The sequence below is a fragment of the Halomonas sp. NyZ770 genome (assembly GCF_020616575.1).
Taxonomy (GTDB): domain Bacteria; phylum Pseudomonadota; class Gammaproteobacteria; order Pseudomonadales; family Halomonadaceae; genus Vreelandella; species Vreelandella hamiltonii.
Map to the genome: position 1 here is coordinate 61,628 of NZ_CP085143.1, position 12,932 is coordinate 74,559.

Genomic DNA, 12,932 nt, shown 5'->3' on the forward strand with positions numbered 1-12,932 from the left:
AGGGGTCTGGTCGTGATGATAACGAAGAGTGTGAACGCACTCGACACACCGGATACGCCGCAGTGAGCCCAAGTGCTTGCTGACAAGAGACGCACACAATACACGTCAAAAATACGTCAAGAACACCTCAGCATGATATGCATTACCTGTTACGCCTGACGACCATAGCACGCGTGAACCACCTGAACCCATGCCGAACTCAGAAGTGAAACCGCTTAGCGCCGATGGTAGTGTGGGGTCTCCCCATGTGAGAGTAGGTCATCGTCAGGCACTTATATCGTAGAAAGCCCCGAGCACACTGTGTTCGGGGCTTTTTTCTGTGCGTTAAATTTGTCTACCCCTGGTGCTTTTATGTCAGAATGAAGGCTCCAAGGAGGAGTGCCGATGACACAAATGCAATGGGATCAGTTACTTTCCCCTCAGCGCTTACATGACAAGCGCCCCGGCAGTAACCGCGAAATAGGGCGCACTCCTTTCCACAAGGACCATGACCGCATCGTCTTCTCAGGCTCCTTTCGTCGCCTGGGGCGCAAGACGCAGGTGCATCCCCTTACCGAAAACGACCATATCCATACGCGGTTGACCCACTCCCTGGAAGTCGGCTGCGTGGGCCGCTCGTTGGGCATGATCGTCGGCGAGTTGCTGCGTGATCGGCTGCCGGAGTGGATCACCCCAGCTGACCTGGGCGTCATCGTGCAAACAGCCTGTCTCGGCCACGACATCGGTAACCCCCCCTTTGGCCATGCCGGTGAATATGCCATTCGTGACTGGTTTCGCCGTGCCGAGGGGAGTGGCTTGCTGGAGGGACTCTCCGAACAGGAGCGCCAGGATCTGCTGACCTATGAGGGTAATGCTCAGGGATTTCGTGTCATTACGCAGATCGAGTACAACCAGTTCAACGGCGGCATGCGGTTATCTGCAGCAACCCTGGGGACTCTGTTGAAATATCCCTGGACCGTTCGCTATGGTGGCCGCGCTGGCAAGTTTGGCTGTTATCAGTCCGAGCAGGCGTTGCTCAAGGAAGTCGCTGACGCCGTGGGTCTGCTTCCTCAGGGCGAGCAGCGCTGGTGCCGTCATCCACTGGCGTGGCTGGTCGAAGCAGCGGATGACATCTGTTATGCGCTGCTGGATCTGGAAGATGGCCTCGAAATGGGGATTCTGCGTTACGAAGAAGTCGTCGAAATACTGCGTCAGATTGCTGGCGAATTTCCCCCTGAGTATGAAGAGATGCAGCGCAAGAGTGTCTCGCAGCGCCGCCGTATCGCGCTACTGCGGGGGGCAGCCATGGAGCGTGCGGTCAATGATGTGGCGGCCGTGTTTGTACAGCATGAGCAGGCGCTGCTGAGCGGTACCTTGAGCGATGACCTGCTGGAGCTTTGCCATCCGGATCTGGGCTGGGGCGTGCAGTCTGCCAAGCAGTTGGCTCGAGAACGCATTTTCCAGAACGAGCGCAAGGCCAAGCTGGAAATCGGTGCCTACACCACGCTGGGGATTCTGCTGGAGGCGTTCATTGGTGCTGCCCATGAGCTACACCATACCGGGCAAAGCTCTTTCAAGCATCAGCGCGTGCTGGCACTGATCGGTGAAAACACGCCGCTGCCCTCCTGGACGCTCTACGACAGCTACCGTCGTATGCTGGATTTCATTGGTGGCATGACCGACCACTACGCCGTGGACCTTGCCCAGGAGATGGGCGGGCGGCTGCGCGGGGATTAAACCGACGGGTGGCGCAAATGTTTTAGCTCCATCAGCCGCACCCGTTCCAGCAAGGTATGGATGACCTTGTCATGGATGACGTCGCTCATATGGCCCGGTTTAAGCTCGCTCAACTGGCGTGACAACCGTTCTCCGCTGACCACCAGAATATCTGAAGCTGCCTCACTGGTATCGATTTGCCAGCCAGGCAGCACCAGCACGCCTCGAACGGGAACAGGCACCCCACAGCGTCGCTCCAGCCACTGGGTGAGCCAATTGACCCCCTGACGCGTCTTGTGCAGTGGGCGACGCTCCTGCCAATGGGGAAAGCGCAGCCGTTCGCGTTCGACGGCCACGCTATTGAGCTCGCGGCCATCCGAACCTATCGCCAGCGCTCTGGCGCGGGTTTCGACGACAAAGACGCCATGGGGCGTCACGACCACGTGGTCGATGGTGAAGCTGTCGGTAGGTACGTCGTGAAACACATAGTAAGGGTGTGCCTCCGGGCGGATGAGTCGCTCCAGCTCCTGGCCAACGGCCAGCTCGCAGGCCAGCCCCAGCTTCAGGCGACGGATACGCTGATAATCGCGTACCAGCAGCAGTGAAAACGCCAGTACCAGCAGCGTGCTGAGCAGCCCGTACAGTGCCCACTCCACCCAGTCCTGCTGCTCCACGAACAGCATGCGGCCCATGCCGTAGACCAAGGGCGCCAGACTCACCAAAGGCCCTAGCGTACCGTTTAGAAACAGGCTCGAGAATGCTTGATCCAGCCGGTAACGCAGTGCCTGCCCAGGCTCGTGAAGCGGGGCATCGAAAGGAGACTGCACGCGCGCATCATGCAGACTGCGCAGCGCCAGCACGATACCGCCCATTGCCGCCATCGGAAACAGGAAAATGAGAGGTAGCAGGTATTCCAACCAAACCATTGCGATGCCTTGCCCTTGAGCCGTTTACCAGAAGTAGAGCGATTGGTGCTACATCAATACTTCAACCGCCTGCCAATTTTACCTGATACCCCATGGAGGTTAGCGCGTCACGCAGGGTTTCGCGATGATCTCCCTGGATTTCGATCACGCCCTCCTTGACGGCGCCACCGGTGCCACAGCGCTGCTTCAGGGTCTTGGCCAGTGCTTTCAGCTCCGCGTGGGCCAGCGGTATACCGCTGATGGTGGTCACACCCTTGCCTTTGCGGCCACTGGTCTCTCGTCGAATTCGCACGATGCCATCCAACGTAGCCAATCGTGCCTGTTCGCTGGCGTCTTCGCAGTGGCAGTCGTCAATCGCGGCACGGCACTGGGGGCATGTCTTGCCATGCTCGGTGGAATACACCAGACCACCCAGTTGGTCACGTAATGAAGCCATGTCTTGTCTCTGCTGAGGGTTATTTCGCTGTCGAGTGATGCGGCATTGCCGTGTGCCATCGCTCGCGGGTCAAACGCTCCACAACGGCAGGCAACTGATACATGTTACTGATCATGATAGCGCCTTCCGGGGTATTTTCGGCATCCGGAAAGCGGTTTAAATGAATCACCGTCATGCCCGCTTGAAGTGCTGCCCTGACGCCGACCAGCGCATCGTCGATGGCAATGCACTGTGCGGCAGCAAACCCCATGATGCTGGCCGCATGTAAGTGCAGGCACGGCTCGGGTTTCCAGCAGTTGGCGGTATAGCCGCTGAACAGGCGATTATCGAAGTAATGGGTCAGGCCCGTGGCCTTCAGCGCCGCGCGTATCTTCGTTTCCGGGCCGTTGGAAACCACCGCGCTGGGGTAGTGCGACAAGGCTTCCAGTGCTTCCAGTGCCCCGGGAATGGTGGTGAGTTCGTTGGTCAGTCGCGTGGCCAGGTTGGCGCGCATATCGTGCTCCATGCGCTCGAGTTGTTCGATGTCGACTTGACCATGGCGGTCCTGCAGCTCTGCGACGATCCTGCGAAAGCGGGCGCCGCGAAATTCGCCCATATAGTCGGAGGCAGCGAAGGGAAGCCCCACCGTATTGAGGCCGCGTGCCATTTCTTCGGCAAGCAGAGGTTCGCTATCGACGAGCGTGCCATCACAGTCAAACAACAAAAGTGGAAGCGGCATGTCAGTTCCTTGCAGTACCTGAAGCACTACGCATGTTGGGGTAAGCCGACCATCTTGCTATTGAACGGGATTTTAGCTCCTTTGTGAACACTGTTTGATAATTTTTTACGTTTTCGTCGATGGCGGAGTCGCTGCACGTCGAGAAAGCCCCTGGCAGGTGCTTATCCCTCGGAGCGGCTATAGTGAACAGGTGCAACGTCATGCATCATGAAAAAGGAGATTGATATGCGAGTATCCCCTTGGCTATTACCTTGGGTTTTGAGTGCATCCTTGTGTGTAGCCGCGGCCAGCGCGTGGGCAGACACCGCGGCTGAGAATGGACAGCACGAAGCGTTGGATGATGCGGCGCTGGAAGAGACGTACGGTATCAAGGCGGGGGCCGTCCGACGCGACGAACAGCCCGCCTCACAAGCGCAGGAAGATGCTGGCGACGATGATGAAGAGCATGCCGAAGGCGGCACTGGGGGCACCGGCAGTGCCGATGACGCCATGTTGCAAGGTGAAGACGAACAGAGCAGTGAAGAGCAAAGCAGCGATCAGTAACGCGATGCCGCTTAACGCGACAAGCGTCGTGAGTTGGCACTGCTGCGCCGATGGTAAGGCTTCATGGCTTGTTGACTGGTTGTCCACCATGGCGCGTACTGACCGCGCATGGCGCTGAACAAGACTTTTTGCATGATGAGGCCAGCTTCCACGCTGGCCTCGATCTTTTCAGTCACCATGCGCTGGTTTTCACGCATCATGGCAGGACTGAAAAAGGGCTGCGTTTGCCATAGTTGCTGACGCATGGAAATCGTGGAGAGCGAAGAGCTCCATAGCTCCATGCCCATGATGCCTGCTTTCCACAGGTCAAGGAACATCAGGGGCGGTGTCAGCATTGGCAGAGGGGTGTGCTTCATGGAGAAGGCTACCTGGTGAAGAAATGGGCGGAGTTGTTTAGTAATAGCTCATTATTGCTGCATTGCAATAAAAAAGGCGACCCGAAGGCCGCCTTGATGTCGTCGCGAGGCGCTGCTTATTTGATCTTGGGCGCCAGCTCACCACGCTCGTAGCGCTGGAACATGGCTTCCAGGCTGATCGGCTTGATCTTGCTCGCGTTGCCTGCGGTGCCAAAGGCTTCATAGCGGGCAATACACAGATCGCGCATGGCTGTGACGGTTTCTTTCAGGAACTTGCGCGGATCGAACTCTGATGGGTTCTCGGCCATGAAACGACGCACGGCGCCGGTCGAGGCCAGACGCAGGTCGGTATCGATGTTGACCTTGCGCACTCCGTGCTTGATGCCCTCGATGATCTCTTCCACCGGTACACCGTAGGTTTCCGGGATCTGACCACCGTAGCGGTTGATCACTTCCAGCCACTCCTGGGGCACCGAGGAGGAGCCGTGCATGACCAGGTGGGTATCCGGAATACGAGCGTGGATCTCTTTGATACGCTGGATCGAGAGCGTATCGCCCGTGGGCGGCTTGGTGAACTTGTAAGCGCCGTGGCTGGTGCCGATGGCAATGGCCAGGGCGTCCACATGGGTCGCCTTGACGAACTCGGCAGCCTCTTCCGGGTCGGTGAGCATCTGCTCCATATCCAGCTTGCCTTCGGCGCCAATGCCGTCTTCTTCACCGGCCATGCCGGTTTCCAGGCTGCCCAGACAGCCCAGTTCGCCTTCTACAGAGACGCCACAGGCATGGGCCATTTCAACGGCACGACGGGTCACGTCAACGTTGTAGTCGTAATCCATCGGCGTTTTACCGTCTTCGCCCAGGGAGCCATCCATCATCACGGAGGAGAAGCCGAGCTGAATGGAGCGCTGGCAGACAGCCGGGCTGGTGCCGTGATCCTGGTGCATGACGACCGGAATGTGCGGGAACTCTTCCACCGCCGCCAGAATCAGGTGGCGCAGGAAGGGGGCGCCAGCGTATTTGCGTGCGCCAGCAGATGCCTGCACGATCACCGGGGAGTCAGTCGCGTCAGCGGCTTCCATGATGGCCCGCATCTGTTCCAGGTTGTTCACGTTGAACGCGGGAATGCCGTAGCCGTATTCGGCGGCGTGGTCGAGCATCTGGCGCATGCTAATCAAAGCCATGGGGTCACCTTATTGGGTTGTATGTTCAGAGTTCTAAGTGTCAGCGCTGAGCAGCGGCTTCCAGCGCGGCAACGGCCGGCAGCTGCTTGCCTTCCACGTATTCGAGAAATGCTCCGCCACCGGTCGAGATATAGGAGACCTGGTCGGCAATCGCGTACTTGTCGATGGCCGCCAGGGTGTCTCCACCTCCAGCAATAGAGAACGCGGCACTGTCGGCAATGGCGCGGGAAATGACCTCGGTCCCCTTGCCGAACTGGTCGATTTCAAACACGCCCACGGGTCCGTTCCACAGGATCGTGCCAGCATCCTTGAGCAGGCTGGCCAAGTGGGCGGCCGTGTCGGGGCCAATGTCCAGAATCATTTCGTTGTCTGCCACCTGATCGACGGGCTTGACCACCGCCTCTGCTGCTTCGGAAAACTCGGTGGCCACCACTACGTCGGTAGGCAGCGGAATCTTCACCTTGGCCATCAGCGCCTTGGCCTGGTCGAGCAGGTCTGCTTCGTAGAGCGATTTGCCCACATTATAGCCTGCTGCCGCAATAAAGGTGTTGGCGATACCACCACCGACGATCAATTGATCGCATTTTTCCGACAGTGCGTTCAGCACGTCCAGCTTGGTGGAGACCTTCGAACCGCCGACGATGGCCGCCATGGGGCGTGCGGGATTGGCCAGCGCTTTCTCCAGGGCATCGAGCTCCTGGGCAAGCAGGGGGCCAGCACATGCCTGGGGAGCAAAGCGCGCGACGCCATGGGTAGAGGCTTGGGCACGGTGAGCGGTTCCAAAGGCGTCCATCACGAAGATGTCGCACAGTGCGGCATACTGCCTGGCAAGCTGTTCGTCGTCTTTCTTCTCGCCACGATTGAAGCGCACGTTCTCCAGCAACACCACGTCACCGTTCTGCAGCGTCGGGGCGGTGTCGAGGTAGTCGTTGACCAGTTTGACGGGGCTGCCGAGCAGTTCGCCCAGGTGCTCGGCGACAGGGGCCAGCGAGAACTCGTCAGCGGGTTCACCTTCCGTGGGGCGGCCCAGGTGGCTCATGAGCAGTACTTTGGCGCCCGCCTTGGCGGCAGCTTGTATGGTCGGCAGCGCAGCACGCAGGCGAGCATCGCTGGAAACACGGCCGTTCTTGATCGGCACATTCAGGTCTTCACGAATCAGTACGCGCTGCCCATCCAGGGGCAGGTCGGTCATCTTTTGCACGTTCATGTGAGCGGTTTCCTCGTGTTCAAGCGAATGAAAGGTCGTGGCGGTCATGCCCGCTGGCGTAGCGTTGCCAGCCGCTGGCTGATATCCAGCATACGGTTGGCAAACCCCCACTCGTTGTCAAACCAGCACAGCAGCTTGAGCAGGCGCTTGCCTGCCACTCTGGTTTGCGTGGCGTCCAGAATGCCAGAGCGAGGGTCGTGATTGAAATCGATGGAGGCCATGGGGGCCTCGGTATAGCCCAGCACGCCTGCCAGCCGCTGTTGGCTGGCCTCGCGCAGCAGTGCATTGACCTGCTGGGCATCGGTGTCGCGGCGTACGGTAAGCGAGACATCCATGGCCGAGACGTTGATCGTGGGAACGCGCACGTGCAGACATTCGAAGCGGCCTGCCAGCGTTGGCATCAGACGGCTGATGCCCACCGCAAGCCCAGTATCGACCGGGACGATGGACTGCATCGCCGAGCGGGTAAGGCGCAGGTCGGTCTGGTGGTAGGCGTCGATGACTGGCTGGTCGTTCATGGCCGAGTGAATCGTGGTGGTGACACCGTGCTCCAGCCCCAGCGCTTCATCCAGTATCGTCAGCAAGGGCACCAGGCAGTTCGTGGTGCAGGACGCCGCCGAGAGGATGCGCTGTGCACCGCTGAGCTCATGCTCGTTGATCCCCCACACGATGGTGGCATCCACGTCGTTTTCTGCCGGTTGGGAAAACAGCAGCTGCCGTGCACCGGCCTTCAGGTGCCGCTCCGCCGTGGCGCGATCCTTGAAGCTTCCTGAGCACTCCAGGACCAGATCGATATCCAGGGCTTTCCAGGGAAGCGCATCGGGGGCGCGTTCACATAGCACCTGAATGCGCTGGCCGTTGATCACCAAGGCATCACCCTCGTTCTCGACCTCGCCAGGAAAACGCCCGTGGGTGGTGTCGTAGCGGGTGAGATAGGTGATGGTAGCCAGGTCGGAAAGTTCGTTGATGGCGACCACTTCCAGATCGGGATGGCCACGCTCCACCAGTGCACGCAGTACGCACTGGCCGATACGTCCATACCCATTGATTGCAATGCGAAACTTAGCGGTTGCGTTAGCCATGTCGCGAAGCGGCCCCAAAAAAAGTGGCTAGATGATAACGTACTTCAGCGCCCGTTGCTCAGTTGCCAGCTCCCAGCAGACCCCAGGCGAATGGCAGCAGCAACGCGGTGAAAATGCCCGTCAAACTCATCCCGAGGGAGGCAAAGGCACCGGCAGTGGGGCTCATCTCAAAGGCCCTGACGGTACCAATGGCATGGCCGTTGAGCCCCAGAGCGAATCCGAGCAGGCGCTCGTCGGTAATGCCCAGCCACTTGGCGGCGAGGCTCACCATCGGGATGGTGGCGACGCCAGTAACCAGCAGCGCGCCCATCAACAAGGCAACGCTGCCACCCAACTGTTCGGTGATCCCGATGGCAATCGGGGCAGTGACGGACTTGGCCGCGATGGAGGCGAGTACTTCTGGGCTGGCGCCAAGCAGCCAGGCAATCCCCAGGGAATAGCAGGCGGCCAGAGACGCCGCCACGGGCAGGCAAGCCGCCAGGGGGCGCCATAGCTCACGGATACGCGGTAGCTGTTGATAAAGAGGCATGCCGAGTGCCACGGTGGCAGGCCCCAGCAGTACGGTCAGCCAGGTCGCCCCCTGTTGGTAAATGGGGTAAGGCAAGCCCAGCACGGCAAGCGTAGCCGCCAGCAGCAAGGCAGCAATCAGTATGGCGGGTAGCCAGGCCGGGTGGCCCAGCCGCCGGAACAGCGCGGTGCCCAAGAGGTAAGCCGCGAGCGTCAGGCCCACGGCAAACAAGGGCGTTGCGGTCAATAAGGTGAGCGTGTCACTGGCCATGTTCACGTCCCATCAGACGCTTGAGCAACCACAGCGTGGTCAAGACGCTGAGCAGCGTGCCCAGGAGCAGCGCCGCCAGGATGGCCAGCCACTGTCCGGCCAGTTGATCGAGAATGAAAAAGACCCCGACCACGCCGGGCATGATCAGCATGGCCAGTAGCGCAATCAGGGGCTGGGCGGCGGCGGCAAGGCTGGTGGGCACACGGCCGATAAGGGCCAGAGTGACGCACAGCAGCAACATGCCGACCACGCCAGAAGAGATGGGCAGGCCGGAGAAGTGAACCACGGCTTCTCCAACCTGCCAGTAGCCGATCAGCCAAAGCAGGCCATTCAGCGCGGGCATCTATAGGCCCGCGCTGCCTGTGCCGGCGTGATCAGGCAAACTGAGATAAGCTCAGCCGAGCAGCTCATTGGCCTGCTTGACGATATTCTCGACGGTAAAGCCAAAGTGCTTGAACAGCTCGCCTGCCGGGGCCGACTCACCGTAGGTGGTCATGCCAATGACGCGCCCTTCCAGACCAACGTACTTGTACCAGTAGTCGGCGTGGCCCGCTTCGATGGCAATGCGCTTGGTCACGGCTTTGGGCAGCACGCTCTCGCGGTAGTCGGCGTCCTGACCGTTGAAGCGGTAAGTAGATGGCATGGACACCACGCGCACGGCCTGGCCCTGCTGCTCGAGCGTGGCCGCGGCTTCCATGGCCAGCGCCACTTCGGAGCCGGTGGCAATCAGGATCAGCGCGGGCGTGCCGTCGCAATCCTTCAGCACATAACCGCCGCGCTGGATGGCGGCTAACTGGGCCTTGGTGCGCGGCTGGTGCGGCAGGTTTTGACGCGACAGTACCAGCGCAGTGGGGCCGGAGTGGCGTTTGATGGCCGCATCCCAGGACGCCGCCGTCTCCACCGCATCGCAGGGACGCCAGGTGTTCAGGTTGGGCGTGGTGCGCAGGCTGGTGAGCTGCTCGATGGGCTGGTGGGTCGGGCCATCTTCACCCAGACCGATGGAGTCGTGGGTGAACACGTAAATGGCCTGCTGGCCCATCAACGCCGCCATGCGTACGGCGTTACGCATATACTCCATGAAGATCAGGAAGGTCGCGCCATAAGGAACGAAACCACCGTGCAGGGCGATACCGTTCATCACTGCGCCCATACCGAATTCACGCACACCGTAGTGCAGGTAGTTGCCGCTGGCATCTTCAGGAGTGATCGCTTTGGCGCCCTTCCAGAACGTCAGGTTGGAGGGCGCGAGGTCAGCGCTGCCGCCGAGCAGTTCCGGCATTTGCGGGCCAATCACGTTCAGCGCTTCAAACGACGCTTTACGCGAGGCAATGCTTTCGCCCTTTTCCTGAGCCTGCTGCATCAATGCTTCGGTGGCCAGCTCCGTGGGCAGCTGCGCTTTCATGCGGCGTTTGAACTCACGAGCCTGCTCGGGGAATGCTTTGGTGTAGCGAGCGAAGCGGCCTTCCCACTCCTGCTGGCGCGCTTTACCCGCTTCGCGAGCATCCCAGGCGGAGTAAATGGGCTCGGGAATGTGGAAGGGAGCATGCTCCCAGCCTAGCTGCTTGCGCGCCAGCGCTACTTCATCATCACCCAGCGGTGCGCCGTGGGCTTCTTCTTTGCCCTGCTTGTTGGGCGCTCCAAAGCCGATGATGGTTTTGCAGATGATCAGGCTCGGCTTGTCGTCCTGGCTTTTTGCCAGCTCGATGGCGGCTTTGACTTCTTCAGGTTTGTGGCCGTCGACGTTAGGCACCACGTGCCAGCCGTAGGACTCGAAGCGCTTGGCGGTATCGTCGGTGAACCAGCCTTCGACTTCGCCATCGATGGAGATGCCGTTGTCGTCGTACAGGGCAATCAGCTTGCCCAGCTGCTGGGTGCCGGCCAGGGACGCCGCTTCATGGGAAATGCCTTCCATCAAGCAGCCATCGCCCAGGAAACACCAGGTGTGGTGGTCAACGATGGTGTGGCCAGGGCGGTTGAACTGTGCGGCGAGGGTTTTCTCGGCAATGGCAAAGCCGACGGCGTTGGCGAAGCCCTGGCCCAAGGGGCCGGTGGTGGTTTCGATGCCGGGAGCGTAGCCGTACTCAGGATGGCCTGCCGTGGGCGAGTGCAGCTGGCGGAAGTTTTGCAGCTGTTCCAGGCTGAGTTCGTAACCGCTCAGGTGCAGCAGCGAGTAGAGCAGCATGGAGCCATGGCCGTTCGACAGCACGAACCGGTCGCGATCGGCCCACTTGGGGTCTTCGGGGTTGTGCTTGAGGTAGTCATTCCACAGCACCTCGGCAATATCAGCCATGCCCATGGGTGCGCCGGGATGGCCAGATTTGGCCTTCTGAACGGCATCCATGGAAAGGGCGCGAATGGCATTGGCCAGCTCAAAACGGGACGGCATGGGGTGCTCCTCGCCTGAAAACGGAAAGAATAAAAGCGCTATTGTCGCTGACTTCCTCGGCGGCGGCAAATTCTCGAGGTGCGTTCTGGGAAGAACCCCCAACAGCGTGTAGACTCTGCCTCCCGAAGTAGTAGTGAAAAGGCTCTGCTGCTTCTATATACGGGCAGGGAACCTCCTGCCATGATTTCCTGCTGATGCTGCGGTCATAACGAAGCAGCCGTCATACAGAGGGTCGAGTGCGCGATGAGCGAATATTCCCTGTTTACCTCCGAGTCCGTTTCCGAAGGTCATCCTGACAAGATTGCTGACCAGATTTCTGATGCGGTGCTGGATGCCATTATCGCCCGTGACAAGCAGGCGCGTGTTGCCTGTGAAACGATGGTGAAGACGGGTGTTGCCATTATTGCGGGTGAAATTACCACCTCGGCATGGGTTGATCTCGAAGCGCTGGTGCGTGATGTGATCACCGATATCGGCTATACCTCCTCACAGGTAGGCTTTGATGGCGCCACCTGTGGCGTGATCAACCTGATCGGCAAACAGAGTGTGGATATTGCTCAGGGCGTTGATCGCACCAAACCCGAAGATCAAGGGGCGGGTGACCAGGGCTTGATGTTCGGTTATGCCACCAACGAAACCGACTCCTTCATGCCGGCCCCTATTCACTACTCCCATCGCCTGGTCGAGCGTCAGGCCGAGCTGCGCAAGCATGGCCTGCTGCCCTGGCTGCGTCCGGATGCGAAGAGTCAGGTCACCTTCCGCTACAATGCCGAAGGCCAACCCTGTGGCGTGGATGCCGTGGTGCTGTCGACCCAGCATGACCCGGAAATCGACCAGGAAGACCTGCGCAAGATGGTCAAGCGCGAAATCATCGAGCAGGTGATTCCCGCAGAGTGGCTGGATGCGAACACCCAATATCATATCAACCCGACCGGCAAGTTCGTGATCGGTGGCCCAGTGGGCGACTGTGGTTTGACGGGGCGTAAAATCATCGTCGATACCTACGGCGGCATGGCCCGTCACGGCGGCGGTGCGTTCTCGGGCAAGGATCCCTCCAAGGTAGACCGCAGTGCGGCCTACGCGGGCCGTTACGTGGCGAAGAACGTGGTTGCTGCAGGCTTGGCCGACAAGTGCGAGATTCAGGTGTCTTACGCCATCGGTGTGGCAGAGCCCACCTCCGTGTCGATCGACACTTTCGGCACAGGCAAGATCGACGATGCGAAAATCGTCGAACTGGTGCGCGAGCACTTTGATCTGCGCCCTTACGCGATCACCACCATGCTCGATCTGCTGCACCCGATGTATCGTCTGACCTCTGCCTACGGCCACTTTGGTCGCGAGCCGTTCGAGCATAGCTACCGTTGGACGGACGACAAAGGGGAAGAGCATACCGAGACGTTTACGGCGTTCCCTTGGGAGAAAACCGACAAGGCCGACGCGCTGCGCAAGGCGGCTGGTTTGTAAACACCTGGTCATACTGCTGCCCTGATAGCGCCCCCTGATGAAAATCAGGGGGCGTTTTTATTCTTTCCTATTGGCTGAGCAACGTAACATTGCATCACGCCCAGTTTGAGTTAAGTTAACGTTAGTACGGTGGTTCAGGCGCGGTGGTGCAGGCACCGAT

The 12,932-nt window shown here is 59.8% G+C and carries 13 protein-coding genes and 1 rRNA gene; 4 read left to right on the forward strand and 10 right to left on the reverse strand.

Annotation, left to right across the window (positions count from 1 at the left end; translation table 11 throughout):
- The first annotated feature begins 154 nt into the window (after positions 1-154).
- Both rrf and LG409_RS00255 read left to right on the forward strand, forming a co-directional pair.
- Positions 155-270: ribosomal RNA gene (gene rrf / locus LG409_RS00250) — 5S ribosomal RNA — on the forward strand.
- A 114-nt stretch (positions 271-384) separates the two neighbouring features.
- On the forward strand, positions 385-1,716 hold the full coding sequence (locus tag LG409_RS00255) for a deoxyguanosinetriphosphate triphosphohydrolase (RefSeq protein WP_193462185.1): 1,332 nt from the start codon (positions 385-387) through the stop codon (positions 1,714-1,716).
- Here the strand turns inward: LG409_RS00255 and LG409_RS00260 are convergent.
- The 3 genes from LG409_RS00260 to LG409_RS00270 form a co-directional block, all read right to left on the reverse strand.
- A complete protein-coding gene (locus LG409_RS00260) occupies positions 1,713-2,621 on the reverse strand; it encodes a nuclease-related domain-containing protein (protein WP_016915648.1) in 909 nt (302 codons plus the stop codon). The genes LG409_RS00255 and LG409_RS00260 overlap by 4 nt on opposite strands.
- Positions 2,622-2,682: 61 nt before the next feature.
- On the reverse strand, positions 2,683-3,057 hold the full coding sequence (locus tag LG409_RS00265; RefSeq protein WP_039183560.1) for a translation initiation factor Sui1: 375 nt from the start codon (positions 3,055-3,057) through the stop codon (positions 2,683-2,685).
- Between the two features lie 19 nt (positions 3,058-3,076).
- On the reverse strand, positions 3,077-3,775 hold the full coding sequence (locus LG409_RS00270) for an HAD family hydrolase (RefSeq protein WP_016915650.1): 699 nt from the start codon (positions 3,773-3,775) through the stop codon (positions 3,077-3,079).
- A gap of 225 nt (positions 3,776-4,000) precedes the next feature.
- On the opposite strand from LG409_RS00270, the gene LG409_RS00275 reads away from it, so the two are divergent.
- Positions 4,001-4,318, forward strand: a complete 318-nt coding sequence (locus LG409_RS00275) for a hypothetical protein (protein WP_227407400.1) — start codon at positions 4,001-4,003, stop codon at positions 4,316-4,318.
- Positions 4,319-4,329: 11 nt separating this feature from the next.
- Here the strand turns inward: LG409_RS00275 and LG409_RS00280 are convergent, their stop codons facing one another.
- The 7 genes from LG409_RS00280 to tkt form a co-directional block, all read right to left on the reverse strand.
- Complete coding sequence (locus LG409_RS00280; RefSeq protein ID WP_016915652.1) at positions 4,330-4,674, reverse strand: hypothetical protein; 345 nt, start codon at positions 4,672-4,674, stop codon at positions 4,330-4,332.
- A gap of 116 nt (positions 4,675-4,790) precedes the next feature.
- Positions 4,791-5,855 carry a class II fructose-bisphosphate aldolase gene (fba, locus tag LG409_RS00285; RefSeq protein WP_016915653.1) on the reverse strand — a complete coding sequence of 355 codons (1,065 nt, stop codon included), beginning with the start codon at positions 5,853-5,855 and terminating at the stop codon, positions 4,791-4,793.
- A 40-nt stretch (positions 5,856-5,895) separates the two neighbouring features.
- Complete coding sequence (locus LG409_RS00290; RefSeq protein WP_096921711.1) at positions 5,896-7,062, reverse strand: phosphoglycerate kinase; 1,167 nt, start codon at positions 7,060-7,062, stop codon at positions 5,896-5,898.
- Positions 7,063-7,106: 44 nt separating this feature from the next.
- Positions 7,107-8,144 carry a type I glyceraldehyde-3-phosphate dehydrogenase gene (locus LG409_RS00295; RefSeq protein WP_016915655.1) on the reverse strand — a complete coding sequence of 346 codons (1,038 nt, stop codon included), beginning with the start codon at positions 8,142-8,144 and terminating at the stop codon, positions 7,107-7,109.
- Positions 8,145-8,202: 58 nt separating this feature from the next.
- A complete protein-coding gene (locus tag LG409_RS00300; RefSeq protein WP_016915656.1) occupies positions 8,203-8,922 on the reverse strand; it encodes an LrgB family protein in 720 nt (239 codons plus the stop codon).
- Entirely contained in the window at positions 8,912-9,265 is a 354-nt protein-coding gene (locus LG409_RS00305; protein ID WP_016915657.1) for a CidA/LrgA family protein, read from the reverse strand. The genes LG409_RS00300 and LG409_RS00305 overlap by 11 nt, the downstream gene beginning before the upstream one ends.
- A 51-nt stretch (positions 9,266-9,316) precedes the next feature.
- Positions 9,317-11,308 (reverse strand): transketolase, encoded by a 1,992-nt coding sequence (gene tkt, locus LG409_RS00310; RefSeq protein ID WP_227407401.1) that lies wholly within the window; start codon positions 11,306-11,308, stop codon positions 9,317-9,319.
- A gap of 243 nt (positions 11,309-11,551) precedes the next feature.
- On the opposite strand from tkt, the gene metK reads away from it, so the two are divergent.
- Positions 11,552-12,772 (forward strand): methionine adenosyltransferase, encoded by a 1,221-nt coding sequence (gene metK, locus LG409_RS00315; RefSeq protein WP_016915659.1) that lies wholly within the window; start codon positions 11,552-11,554, stop codon positions 12,770-12,772.
- Positions 12,773-12,932 lie beyond the last annotated feature (160 nt).

Bases quoted from the DNA above. Each gene is read 5' to 3' on its own strand.
- LG409_RS00280 (WP_016915652.1), bottom strand. From the start codon at position 4,674: ATGAAGCACACCCCTCTGCCAATGCTGACACCGCCCCTGATGTTCCTT.
- LG409_RS00275 (WP_227407400.1), top strand. From the start codon at position 4,001: ATGCGAGTATCCCCTTGGCTATTACCTTGGGTTTTGAGTGCATCCTTG.
- LG409_RS00290 (WP_096921711.1), bottom strand. From the start codon at position 7,062: ATGAACGTGCAAAAGATGACCGACCTGCCCCTGGATGGGCAGCGCGTA.
- LG409_RS00300 (WP_016915656.1), bottom strand. From the start codon at position 8,922: ATGGCCAGTGACACGCTCACCTTATTGACCGCAACGCCCTTGTTTGCC.
- LG409_RS00270 (WP_016915650.1), bottom strand. From the start codon at position 3,775: ATGCCGCTTCCACTTTTGTTGTTTGACTGTGATGGCACGCTCGTCGAT.
- LG409_RS00305 (WP_016915657.1), bottom strand. From the start codon at position 9,265: ATGCCCGCGCTGAATGGCCTGCTTTGGCTGATCGGCTACTGGCAGGTT.
- LG409_RS00255 (WP_193462185.1), top strand. From the start codon at position 385: ATGACACAAATGCAATGGGATCAGTTACTTTCCCCTCAGCGCTTACAT.
- tkt (WP_227407401.1), bottom strand. From the start codon at position 11,308: ATGCCGTCCCGTTTTGAGCTGGCCAATGCCATTCGCGCCCTTTCCATG.
- metK (WP_016915659.1), top strand. From the start codon at position 11,552: ATGAGCGAATATTCCCTGTTTACCTCCGAGTCCGTTTCCGAAGGTCAT.
- fba (WP_016915653.1), bottom strand. From the start codon at position 5,855: ATGGCTTTGATTAGCATGCGCCAGATGCTCGACCACGCCGCCGAATAC.
- LG409_RS00265 (WP_039183560.1), bottom strand. From the start codon at position 3,057: ATGGCTTCATTACGTGACCAACTGGGTGGTCTGGTGTATTCCACCGAG.
- LG409_RS00295 (WP_016915655.1), bottom strand. From the start codon at position 8,144: ATGGCTAACGCAACCGCTAAGTTTCGCATTGCAATCAATGGGTATGGA.
- LG409_RS00260 (WP_016915648.1), bottom strand. From the start codon at position 2,621: ATGGTTTGGTTGGAATACCTGCTACCTCTCATTTTCCTGTTTCCGATG.